The sequence below is a fragment of the Hyphomicrobium sp. genome, from assembly GCF_003987855.1.
Classification (GTDB): Bacteria; Pseudomonadota; Alphaproteobacteria; order Rhizobiales; family Hyphomicrobiaceae; genus Hyphomicrobium_B.
Map to the genome: position 1 here is coordinate 25,782 of NZ_RXIZ01000006.1, position 11,604 is coordinate 37,385.

The following is an 11,604-nucleotide window of genomic DNA, read 5'->3' on the forward strand; positions in this document are numbered from 1 at the left end:
AAGGGCGTTTCCTTCATGGCCCATCGGCGTCACAACGATCAGAACAGTAAGAACCCAGATGAATTCAGATAACAAACCGACGCGCGCCGACGTCGAAAATGCGGTGAAAACCATCATTCGCTGGTCGGGCGACGATCCCACCCGCGACGGATTGATCGAAACTCCGGCCCGCGTGACGAAGGCGTTCGAGGAATGGTTCCGCGGCTACGGCGAAGATCCTGAAACCATTCTCGACAAGACCTTCGAAGAGATCGAAGGCTACGACGAGATGATCGTTCTTCGTGGCATTCGTTTCGAGAGCCATTGTGAGCACCACATGGCGCCGATCATCGGCCGCGCATGGGTGGCTTACATTCCGAATGGCCGCGTCGTCGGTATCTCCAAGCTGGCTCGCGTCGTCGACGCTTACGCGAAGCGGCTCCAGATCCAGGAGAAGATGACCGCGCAGATCGCCAATACCATTCAGAACGTGCTGCATCCGCAGGGCGTCGCGGTCGTGCTGAAGGCGGAGCATCATTGCATGACGACGCGCGGCGTCCACAAGCCTGGCACCGACATGGTGACGAGCCGCATGCTCGGCGTCTTCCGTGACAGCCCTATCACCCGCCAGGAGTTCTTGGCGATGGTGACCGACGACACTAAAACGTCCTGACCTCTCCCGTGGGATAATTGACCGCGACAAGATAAAGGCCCGCCGCAGGTGCGACGGGCCCGCAAGCTTCCCGGTTGCGCGCCGCGAGCGCGGCCTCGAGATCGCGGCGGTTCCATTTTCCTTCGCCGACGAGCTTCAGGCTGCCGACCATCGATCGCACTTGGTGATGCAGGAACGAACGCGCGGAAACACGGCATACGATCTCGTCGCCGTCGCGCGTAATCTCGAACATGTCGAGCGTTTTGACCGGTGACGCGGCCTGACATTGGGCTGCCCGAAAGGTCGTGAAGTCGTGCTTGCCGATGAGAGACTGCGCGGCTTCGTGCATTTCTCCCGCGTCGAGTTCCTGCATCGTCCACCACACGCGATTGCGATCCAGAATAGGCGGCGCGCGGCGGGTCAGCAGCCGATAGCGATAGTGTCGCTGGATCGCACTGAAGCGAGCATCGAAATCCGCTTCGACTTGCGCACAGGCGACGACCCCGATCGGATGCGGCCGCAGATGAAAATTCATCGCGTCGCGGATGCGACCCGGAGCCCATTCCTTATTCAAATCGAAATGCGCCACTTGTCCCAGCGCATGCACGCCCGCATCCGTGCGACCGGCGCCGCGAACACCAACGGTCTCATGGCTGAACTTGGCGATGGCGTCCTCGAGCAGCCCCTGGATCGAAAGACCCTGAGCCTGCCTTTGCCAGCCGACAAAAGACGTGCCGTCGTATTCGATGGTGATGCGGAAGCGTGGCATTCAAGCTCGGTGATGCGGAACGAGTGCGGCCATCCCTAACCGTTCCACCGCGGCGCCTCAACGCTGCTTATTCGAACGGCGCCTTGTTGGATGGACCAGATTGGGATCTGTGCCCAACCTTGGCCGTCGATCCATGCGGGGCACGGTAGAAAGCAGCGCCGTGATAGACCACGCCGCCGGGGATCGGTGTCTCTTCGTTCGCGACCCAGGCGGGATCCCAAGGGATCGGGCGTATCACGCGGACGCCGTGCTCCATTCTGACGTAAGCGCCAGGCACGGTCTGACCACGCGCCGATGGGTCCGGCCCACCGAAATCCGCAGCCGCCGCCGCGCTCGCAAGAGTAGCCATCGACGCCAAGGAAAAAAGGATACGCGCAAACATCGCCGCACTCACAACAACCGACCAACATGGGTTGTAGCCCCAAGCGCGCCGACGTGCAGCCGAGATATGCGAGATCCTTAACGGCCGAGCCGGCTTCCCGCCGGAAGACGCGTCCCGCGAAGAAAGTCCGCCGCTGCCATCGGCTGCTTGCCCGCCCTTTGCAGCTTCTCGACGCGAACGGCGCCGCTCCCGCAGGCGATCGTCAAAGCATCGTCGATCAACATGCCGGGCTCCCCCGACCCGCTGACCTCCTTGGCCGCGAGCACTTTGATCCGCTCCGCCTTGCCCCCAAGCGAAACTTCGAACCATGCGCCCGGAAACGGCGATAGCCCGCGAATATGATCGACGACAGATTTCGCTGGCATGGCGAAGTCGATGCGGGTTTCACCTTTGTCGATCTTGGCGGCATAGGTCACGCCTTCAGCGGACTGCGGCACGCACTGAAGCGTGCCAGCTTCGAGATTCTCGAGCGCTTCCCTCATGAGCGCCGCGCCAGCTTGCGAGAGCGCGTCGTGAAGTTCACCCGCGGTCATCTCAGGAGGAATTGGAATATCCCGCGCCAAGCAAACGGGGCCGGTGTCGAGACCCTGCTCCATGCGCATGACATCGACGGCCGTCAACGTGTCGCCGGCCATGATCGCGCGCTGGATCGGAGCCGCACCGCGCCAGCGCGGCAACTTCGAGGCATGCACGTTGAAGCAGCCGAGACGGGTCGCATCGAGAACCGCTTTCGGCAGCAGAAGACCATAGGCCACGACGACGGCGGCGTCGGCTTCGAGCCCCGCGAACGCCGACCGATCCTCATCGGACTTGAAATTGACCGGCGTACGTACCGGAATGCCGAGCGCCTCGGCCCGACGATGCACCGGCGATTTCACTTCCGCCATGCCACGCCCCGCCGGACGCGGCGGCTGACTATAGACGGCAAGCACGTCGTGTCCCGCCGCGACGACCGCATCGAGCACGGGCACGGAAAAATCCGGCGTTCCCATGAAAACGATCTTGAGCGGCATGCAAGCCCATTGGTTGGCGCAGGCAACGACCCAGATTGCCGCTGGCGGCTAGCTCCGCGCAGCGGAGTCGCCAGCGCCGGGGAACTAGGTTCGTGCCTGCTTCTTGAATTTCCGGATGATCATGTCGCGCTTCAGTCGTGACAGGAAGTCGATGATGAGCTGACCGTCGAGATGATCGATCTCATGCTGGATTGCGGTCGCCAGCAGGCCGTCGGCTTTGAGCTCCTGCTCGTTGCCGTTCCGATCAATGAAGCGGACCGTCACCTCCGCGGGGCGCTCGATATCGACCCGCACGTCCGGAATCGACAGGCAGCCCTCTTCATGCACCCGCGTCGTCGAACCGATAGCGATCAGTTCGGGGTTCGCCATGGCGATCGGATTGGGCGGCTCCCCCTCTTCGGAGGTGTCGAGAACGAGAACGCGCCTGAGCACGCCGACCTGAGGCGCGGCAAGGCCGACGCCGGGCGCCGCGTACATCGTCTCGAGCATGTCGTCCATCAGCTTGACGACGGCCTCGTCCACGCGCTCGACCGGATCGGAGATCTTGCGCAGAACGGGATCGGGAATGGTTATAATCGGGAGTACGGCCATGGCGCCTGACATATGAAAGGCCGCTGTCGCGGTCAATGGCGTGCGTCTCTATAACGTTGCTGCTTCCTGGCCCCGGACAGCCGGACGCATGGCAGTGGCGGAGGCTGCAAGCGCATCCGCGGCGGTTTCCGGCGGCGCCCACCCGATCCGCCTAAGCCTAGCGGCGTCGACCACTAAATCACCCATCAACCGGTCCGCCAAATCGGCTTTTCCGGCGAGCCTCAACAGCCCCGCTAGCGAGGAATCCGGGACCGGCAGCAGAAGCTGCGAACGGCCCATTCCGCGCCGTAATGCCCTGATGATGTCCGCCATCGTCAATGCGTCTCGGTCGGCTACGATAAACGCCGTGTTCTCAGCGGTTTGGGTCTGCAGCACGTATTGCACCGCGCTGATAAGATTATCGATGCTGACAAGCGAGCGCCGCGCCTTGAGTGCGCCGAACGGCAGTGGCACCGGCAGCCCGGCAATACGCATGAGCGCAGCCATGTTGCCCTTGACGCCGGGACCGTAAACGAGCACCGGCCGCAGAACCGTCCACCTCGTCGATGATCCTTCGAGCGCGGCCGCCATGACCTTCTCGGCTTCAAGTTTCGAGCGGCCATAGGCATCCGTTGGGGCAGCCGGCGTTTCCTCGGTCACGATGTCGGGGTGCGTGACGCCAACTTGAGCACGGATGGACGACATCAGCACGAACCGCTTCACACGCGCCGAACGCGCCGCCCGGGCCAATTGGCGAGTTGCATCCACATTGATCGCAGTATAAGCGGCGGCCGGCAAATCCGATCGCGCATGCGATAGGCCCGCCGCATGCACGACGGCATCGACGCCACGGACGAGGAATTCCGCCGCGAACGAACGCGACATGTCGCCGACCGCGACGCCTTCGACCCTGGGGCTATCGAACACGATCGGATGCCGGGCAGCCGCCCTGACGCTATAGCCGCGCTCCGCCAGCACGCGAACGACATGCTGACCGATAAAGCCCGACGCGCCGGTCACGAGAATGCGTTGGGCGATGCCCACACTGGCTCTCCGCTAATCGCCAAGCACACTGATCGACTCGGGGATCGAGTCTAGGTCCCCGCCGCACTGAAGCGCAACGCCACGCCGGTCAGAGCCTCATCGTTTCCCCAACCTGCGCGATGAGACGATAGCCTGCCAATATGGCAATCAAACCGAAGGCGATGCCGCCCACCATATTCCCAGCGAGCACCCCCTCCGCGCCGTACAACTGGCCGCCCCAGATCACGAACGGCACGGTACCGACAGTCGCCCGCCCCCAGTTGAGCAGCGTCGAAAGATGTGGCCGCCCGAGGGTGTTGAACACTGCATTCGTTATGAAAACCGCTCCGAGGAAGACGAACAAGGGCGCGAGCCACCGGCAGAAAAACACGATCAGCTGTCGTATTTCGCCTGTCGCATGAAACAGGCTCGCGAGTGGGCCGGCGAGTGCTGCGAGCAGCAACCAGGCGACACCGGTGAACGCGGCCATGGTGAGAAGCGACAGCGTGTAGGCGTCGCGCATCCGCGTATGCGCGCGGGCGCCGAAGTTCTGCCCCAGGATTGGCCCGACCACCCCCGAAAGCGCATAGATCGCGCCGAAAGCCACTGGCGTGATCCGGCCGATGATCGCCCAAGCGGCCACGGCCGCATCGCCGAATGGCGCAATCGCGTGCGTGATGTAGGCATTGCCCACGGCGGGCGCGACGTTGGTCAGCACCGCTGGCAGCGCAATCCGCCAATAGGGCGAGACGTCCTGCCGAAGCGTCGCGATTTTCGAACGGCCCATGAGGTCGTGCACGCGAACGACGCCGCAAAGACCGACACCCATCATCACGACACGGGCGATGGCCGAGGACAGGACCGCTCCCTCAATTCCCAATCCGAAATGTACGATGAAGATCAGATCGAGGATCGTATTGGCGATGGCGCCCCAAAGGGTGACGTTCATGGCGCGCCGCGCATCGCCGACCGACCTCAACACCGCCGACGAGGTCATGCCCAGCGCTAGGAATGGCAAAGTCGGAAGAAGATAGGCGAGATAAAAGCTCGCGAGATCGAATGTTCTTCCGCTGGCGCCAAGCAGACGAAGCGCGGGGCCGACCGTGAGCCAAAGAAGAAGGCTCGCGATCGCTGAAAAAGCGAATGCCAGAACATGAGCATTCGCCGTCAGCCGCCGCGCCCGAGCACGTCGTTGCGCTCCGAGTGCCGGCGCAACAAGCGATGTCGCCGCGATCGAAAGCCCGATGCCGATCGACGTTGAGAAGAAGAGAATGGAGCTCGCATAGCCCACGGCGGCGACGATCGCATCGTCGCCGATCCGCGAAAGAAAGTAGATGTTGGCAAGATCGCCGACGAAGATCGCCATCAGGCCGATGGCGCCCGCAGCCGTCATCGCGAGAATGTGGCGAAGGAGCGACCCCGTTACGAACTTCGGACCTTCACCGCCTCTCCGGACGATTTCGATTTCGGCCATTTGCCTGACGTTTCCGGCGTCCTTCGCCTATAGTTTGCGTCGCGCCTTGAATGCGGCAGCCAGTGTGCCGTCGTCGAGATAGTCGAGTTCACCACCGATAGGAACGCCCTGCGCCAAACGGGACACCGTCACGTCGGTTCCCTGGAGCTGGTCGGAGAGGTAATGCGCCGTCGATTGCCCTTCGACCGTCGCGTTCAAAGCGAGAAGGATCTCTTTGACATCAGGCGATTTCGCGCGCGCGATCAGATTTCCGATATTGAGCTGCTCTGGCCCGACGCCATCCAGCGGCGAGAGGTGTCCGCCAAGAACATGATAGCGAGCCGACACGATGCTCGCCCGTTCGAGCGCCCAGAGATCCCCGACTTCCTCCACGACGACAATCAGGCTGGGGTCGCGGCGAGGATCGGCGCAAACGCTGCACGGCGATACGGTATCGAGGTTTCCACAAACCGGACACTCGGCGATTTTTGCGATCGCCTGCTGCAGAGCATCGGCAAGCGGCAGCAGCAGATCGTTTCGCCGCTTCAGGAGCGCAAGCACAGCCTTTCGCGCCGAACGCGGACCAAGCCCTGGCATGCGCGCCAAAAGCTGCACAAGCCGCTCGATCTCAGGACCTGCCGTTTTGCGGGCCATGCTCCGGTCCCAATTTATCGCGCCAGTTCTTGATTACCCCATGGCCGGAGTTGACCCAGCCATCCAGAGCCGCGCGATCTACATTTGAGTTGTTTGTTACGGATGGCCGCGCAGAGCGCGGCCATGACGTTGAATAGGTGCGGCTTAGAAAAGCTTCAAGCCGGGTGGGATCGGCAGGCCGCCGGTGATCTCGGCCATCTTCGACTGCATGATGCCATCGACCTTTGCCCGCGCGTCCGTCGAAGCCGCAACGATCAGATCTTCGAGGATCTCGACCTCTTCCGGTTTCAAAAGGCTGGGATCTATCCGCACTTTCTTGAGCTCGCCCCGGCCATCGACCGTCACGTGGACGAGACCGCCGCCGGACTGCCCCTCGATCTCGGCGCGTGCGAGTTCATCCTGCATTTCTTTCAGGCGCGCCTGCATCTGGCCCACCTGCTTCATCATTCCCATAATGTCTTTCATTTCATCCTCGCGGCACGTCGCCGAATCCGGTTCAATCTTTAAACGGCTTCGCTCTCACTGTCCGTATCTGTCTCACGCCCAGCGATCCGCCGCACCTCGGCGATCTTCGCATCGGGAAAGGCTTCCAACACCGCGCGCACCGCCGGATGTTCCTTCAGCGACTGCAGTTCTTGCGCTTCACGTTCTCTACGAACGACACCGACAGGCGGAGCGCCAGCCTCCTTCGAAAGTACGACGACCCACTTGCGCGTGGTCCAGGAATTGAGCTTCTCGCGCAGATCGTTCGCAAGCTCCGCAGGCGCATCGGGCAGAAGAAAGATATCGATCGAACCAGCAACAGCATCGAACTTCACGAGGCTGACGTGATCCTCGAGGTGGATCTTGAGCTTCGCATCGCGCTTCTCGCCGACGAGCGCGATGACATCGGCGAAGGAACGCGGATCAGACTTCATCGCCGCTGCGGAAACGGATGAGCCGCCCTCGATCGCGAGTTCGTCCTCGCTCTCCTCTTCGCCAGCCGGGAGACCGTCATCGAACTCGAAGGCATCGCCGAATTCGTCGGCATCATTCTGCGCGATGGGCTGTCGGGTGGCGGCATTGAGCGGCGTCCGCTCGCTCGCGGGTGCGTCACCTGCAGGTAGGGCCGGACGCCGTTGTGCGACCGCGCCGCCTCCTAGGGTCTTGATCAATTCATCCGGCGTCGGCAGATCGGACGTGTAGGCCAGACGAATGAGAACCATCTCGGCCGCAACCCGCGGATTGGGCGCGCGCGCGACCTCTTCATAGCCTTTGACGAGCATTTGCCATGCCCGCGCCAGATACGGCATCGACAGGCGCGACGCGAGGCTGGCGATGCGCGCCTTCTCTTCGGCCGTAAGCGCTTCGCCGGCGGGCTCCTCGCCGACAGCTTTGACCCGCGCGATCGCATGGACCGCCTCGGCGAGATCGGCGACGATCTCGGCCGCTTCCGCCCCATCCCGATGCAGCGATTCCAAACCGCGAATGGCGGCAGCGACGTCGCCCTTGAAGAGGCTCTCAGCGAGATCGAAAATGCGCGCGCGATCGGCGAGCCCAAGCATGTCGCGAACCTTCGTCGCCGTTACATGCCCCTCGCCCATGGCGATCGCCTGGTCGAGGATGGAGAGGCCATCGCGCACCGAACCTTCGGCGGCGCGCGCGATAAGCTGGAGCGCGTCCGCATCCGCCTGCGCGCCTTCAAGGCCAACGATCTTCTGAAAATGAGCCGCCAGCACAGGCTGCTCGACGCGGCGCAGGTCGAAACGCTGGCACCGCGACAGCACCGTTACGGGCACTTTGCGAATTTCCGTCGTCGCGAAGATGAAGCGCACGTGCGACGGCGGCTCCTCAAGCGTCTTCAGGAGCGCATTGAATGCGCCTTTCGACAGCATGTGAACCTCGTCGATGAGGAACACTTTCGTGCGCGCCACAAGCGGGGTGTATTGCGAGCTCTCGATGATCTCGCGAATGTTGTCGACGCCGGTGTTCGAAGCGGCGTCCATTTCGAGCACGTCCGGGTGACGGCCCTCCATGATGTCTTTGCAGTGGACGCCGAGGCCCGGCATGTCGATCGTCGGCTTGTCGTAGCCCGGCGCTTCGTAGTTCAAGGCGCGAGCGAGAATACGCGCCGTCGTTGTCTTGCCGACGCCGCGCACGCCGGTCAGCATGTAGCCCTGTGCGATCCGGCCTGACGCGAACGCGTTGCGCAGCGTCGTCACCATCGCCGACTGTCCGATGAGATCGTCGAACGTCGCCGGGCGGTACTTGCGCGCGAGGACGACGTACGGCTTCGATGGCTCGGAGCCGGAAGACGCTTCGTTCTCGGGGGAGTCTGATTTTTTCTTCGCCATTAATCCCTGCGCCAACATCCGCCCGAGGGAGCAAGGCGACCCGCGCCAGATCTCCGAAAACGAGACCGCGCCCCCGCGGAGAGCGCCGGAACGCGTGCGATCCGAGTACCGCTCATGAGCGAGTAGAAAGGCTGGCGAACGACCCGATTTCTGATCGTTAGGGCTGCTTCCTTCCGGACCTGACCCGGTTGGCGACGAACTCGTCCGCCGCCAGCCCGTCGATATAATGGGCTGGCCAGAGGAAAACTACAACCCTCAGGCAGCCCGGCGTGAAAAGTTGGAGCAATTCTGCGGGGATAACCGACTTGACCGGCTCACCATGCTTGGCCAATGCCGACCGACCGTTAGGATCAAACCGACCGCTTGATCGACACGAGCCCGTTCGCCGCCAGCTCAGCCGCTTCCTTGCGATAGGGGCTCGCCGGATAGGTGCCGAGGATCTGGGTCTGGGTCGAGAAGAACGACAGTTCCTCGAGCGCCAGCTGCACGGGGCGGTCGACGGGATGTCCTTCGATGTCGGCGAAGAAGCGCGAAGCGTTGAACGTGCCCTCCTCCTGATAGCTCTCGAGCTTCGTCATGTTGACGCCGTTGGTCGCAAATCCGCCCAGCGCCTTGTAGAGCGCGGCGGGCACGTTTCTGACCCGGAACAGAAATGTCGTCATCACCGGCCCGTTGCCGGGCTCCGCGTCATCGGGCTCTTTGGCGAGGATGATGAATCGCGTCGTATTGTGCGACTGATCCTCGACATCGCTCTTGAGGATCTCAAGCCCGTAGATCTCCGCCGCCAGCCGCGAAGCAATGGCAGCCGTCGTCAGATCGTCACCTTCCGAGACGAGGCGCGCCGAGCCCGCCGTGTCGGCTTCAGGAACCGGCTTCAACCCGAGCTTCCGGAGCGTCGCACGGCATTGACCGAGCGCCTGCGTGTGGCTCATCACGCGCTTGATCGTGGCAAGGCTGGCGCCTGGCTTAGCCATCAGCTGGTGGCGGACACGAAGGAAGTGCTCGCCGACGATGTAGAGCCCAGCCTCAGGCAGGAGATGATGGATATCCGCGACGCGCCCCGCGACCGAGTTCTCGATCGGGATCATGGCGTAGGTCGCCTCGCCGGTCTTCACCGCCGCAAGCGCGTCCTCGAAGGTCGGATACGCGACACTTTCGGCATCCGGATAGACCTCGCGGGCCGCAAGATGCGAATTGGCACCCGGTTCGCCTTGATACGAGATTTTGAAGGCTCCGGCTTCGGAACCTGGAGATTTGGTCATGGCGTTGGTTGTCCGGGAAGATAAACGTTAGGGCGCTATGAGGCGGCGGGCGCGCTCGAGGTCGGCGGGAGTATCGACACCGAGGGGAACGGTGTCAACGACGCTGACGTCGATCCGCATTCCGGCCTCAAGTGCCCGCAACTGCTCAAGTTTTTCCCGCTTCTCGAGTGTGCCTTGCGGCAGGGCCACGAACCGTTCGAGGCTTTCGCGCCGATAGGCGTAAATGCCGATGTGGTGATGAAGCGGGCCCTCGCCGTAGGGCGCCGTCGCGCGCGTGAAGTAGAGCGCGCGCAGGCGGCTTTCGCCGATCGGCGTCCCGACGACCTTCACGACGTTGGGGTTTGTCTTCTCCTCGTCCTCCGAAATGACCGCGGCGAGCGTCGCGATATCGGTTGCCCCCGAGGCGAGCGGCGCGATGCATTCGGTCACCAGCGCGGGGTCGAGCGTCGGCAAATCCCCCTGGAGATTGACGATGATCTGGGCCTGCCCCGCGGGATCGAGCGTCGTGATCGCTTCATGAATGCGGTCCGAACCCGACGCGTGGTCATCGCGCGTCATCACCGCTTCTCCGCCGGCCGCCTCGACGGCCTGGAGGATATCCCGGCTGTCGGTTGCCACGACGACGCGTCCGGCTTTGGCTTCCATAGCCCGCCGCCAGACATGCACGATCATCGGCAATCCGTGAATATCGGCGAGCGGCTTGCCGGGAAGACGCGTCGCCTGCATGCGAGCGGGAATGAGAACGAGAGCTTCTTGGGGCACTGCGAGCGTATTCTTTTGTTCGGGTGACAAATCGCCCCGATATCGCTATCGACATTCACACAAAAACGACGACGCGCTTGCAGGGTGGCGGAGCTTATATACCGCAAATTGATCTAGTCACCTTGAATTGCGCGTATGGGGGAAATTGACCGTCCAAGGAGCTGAGACATGATGGACAGTTTCGAGTTCACGAAACTCGCCGGCGCCGTTCTATCGGCCTTACTTTTGATCTTCGGCACCAGAACCATCATCGACATGAATGTCGGGCACCACCCGGAGAAGCCGGGCTATACGTTGCCTGCAGCGCCTCCTGCGGAAGCTGCCGCTGCACCCGCTGGCGGGGCAGAAGGCGCTGCCGCCGCTCCTGCTGCCGCAAACGGCGAAGACGTCATCGCGCTTCTTTCCAAGGCCAATGCCGATAACGGCAAAGCCATTTTCAAGAAATGCCAAGCATGCCACGTCGCCGAAAAGGGCAAGGCGCCGACGGTCGGCCCAAACCTCTGGGATGTCGTCAACCGTAAGAAGGGCAGCTATCCCGGTTACCAATATTCGGAGGCCATGCAGAAGAAGGGCGGCGAATGGTCATTTGATCAGCTTGCGCAATTTCTGCACAGCCCGAAGGCGTTCGTTCCGGGCACGAAAATGCTGTTCAACGGCCTTGGTTCGCCCTCCGATGAAGCAGACGTAATCGCCTACTTGGCGACTCTTGCAGATACGCCTGTTCCCCTGCCAAAATGACGGCGTTTTAACTC

The 11,604-nt window shown here is 62.4% G+C and carries 13 protein-coding genes and 1 other RNA gene; 2 read left to right on the top strand and 12 right to left on the bottom strand.

Going from position 1 to position 11,604, the window contains the following annotated elements; translation table 11 throughout:
* The first annotated feature begins 58 nt into the window (after positions 1-58).
* Positions 59-652: a GTP cyclohydrolase I FolE gene (folE, locus tag EKK30_RS04545; protein ID WP_290980932.1), complete on the top strand. Its 594-nt coding sequence runs from the start codon at positions 59-61 to the stop codon at positions 650-652.
* Here the strand turns inward: folE and truA are convergent.
* The 12 genes from truA to EKK30_RS04605 form a co-directional block, all read right to left on the bottom strand.
* Positions 639-1,400, bottom strand: a complete 762-nt coding sequence (gene truA / locus EKK30_RS04550) for a tRNA pseudouridine(38-40) synthase TruA (protein WP_290980935.1) — start codon at positions 1,398-1,400, stop codon at positions 639-641. The genes folE and truA overlap by 14 nt on opposite strands.
* A gap of 67 nt (positions 1,401-1,467) precedes the next feature.
* Positions 1,468-1,782 (bottom strand): hypothetical protein, encoded by a 315-nt coding sequence (locus tag EKK30_RS04555; protein ID WP_290980938.1) that lies wholly within the window; start codon positions 1,780-1,782, stop codon positions 1,468-1,470.
* 77 nt (positions 1,783-1,859) lie between these two features.
* A complete protein-coding gene (gene fmt / locus EKK30_RS04560; RefSeq protein ID WP_290980941.1) occupies positions 1,860-2,795 on the bottom strand; it encodes a methionyl-tRNA formyltransferase in 936 nt (311 codons plus the stop codon).
* Between the two features lie 84 nt (positions 2,796-2,879).
* Positions 2,880-3,386, bottom strand: coding sequence for a peptide deformylase (gene def, locus EKK30_RS04565; protein ID WP_290981319.1), 507 nt, complete (start codon positions 3,384-3,386; stop codon positions 2,880-2,882).
* 48 nt (positions 3,387-3,434) lie between these two features.
* Positions 3,435-4,409, bottom strand: coding sequence for an NAD-dependent epimerase/dehydratase family protein (locus EKK30_RS04570; RefSeq protein ID WP_290980944.1), 975 nt, complete (start codon positions 4,407-4,409; stop codon positions 3,435-3,437).
* A gap of 88 nt (positions 4,410-4,497) precedes the next feature.
* Positions 4,498-5,862: an MATE family efflux transporter gene (locus EKK30_RS04575; protein WP_290980946.1), complete on the bottom strand. Its 1,365-nt coding sequence runs from the start codon at positions 5,860-5,862 to the stop codon at positions 4,498-4,500.
* A gap of 27 nt (positions 5,863-5,889) precedes the next feature.
* On the bottom strand, positions 5,890-6,495 hold the full coding sequence (gene recR / locus EKK30_RS04580; protein ID WP_290980949.1) for a recombination mediator RecR: 606 nt from the start codon (positions 6,493-6,495) through the stop codon (positions 5,890-5,892).
* 144 nt (positions 6,496-6,639) lie between these two features.
* Positions 6,640-6,960 (bottom strand): YbaB/EbfC family nucleoid-associated protein, encoded by a 321-nt coding sequence (locus EKK30_RS04585; RefSeq protein ID WP_290980952.1) that lies wholly within the window; start codon positions 6,958-6,960, stop codon positions 6,640-6,642.
* A gap of 38 nt (positions 6,961-6,998) precedes the next feature.
* Positions 6,999-8,828 carry a DNA polymerase III subunit gamma/tau gene (locus EKK30_RS04590; protein ID WP_290980955.1) on the bottom strand — a complete coding sequence of 610 codons (1,830 nt, stop codon included), beginning with the start codon at positions 8,826-8,828 and terminating at the stop codon, positions 6,999-7,001.
* Positions 8,829-8,951: 123 nt separating this feature from the next.
* Positions 8,952-9,047, bottom strand: an RNA gene (ffs, locus tag EKK30_RS04595) — signal recognition particle sRNA small type.
* Positions 9,048-9,178: 131 nt separating this feature from the next.
* Positions 9,179-10,090, bottom strand: coding sequence for a prephenate dehydratase (locus EKK30_RS04600; RefSeq protein ID WP_290980958.1), 912 nt, complete (start codon positions 10,088-10,090; stop codon positions 9,179-9,181).
* A gap of 27 nt (positions 10,091-10,117) precedes the next feature.
* Positions 10,118-10,852, bottom strand: coding sequence for a 3-deoxy-manno-octulosonate cytidylyltransferase (locus EKK30_RS04605; RefSeq protein ID WP_290980961.1), 735 nt, complete (start codon positions 10,850-10,852; stop codon positions 10,118-10,120).
* A 168-nt stretch (positions 10,853-11,020) separates the two neighbouring features.
* Between EKK30_RS04605 and EKK30_RS04610 the strand changes: the two genes are divergently transcribed.
* Positions 11,021-11,590 (top strand): cytochrome c family protein, encoded by a 570-nt coding sequence (locus tag EKK30_RS04610; protein ID WP_366927319.1) that lies wholly within the window; start codon positions 11,021-11,023, stop codon positions 11,588-11,590.
* The last annotated feature ends 14 nt before the right edge of the window (positions 11,591-11,604 follow it).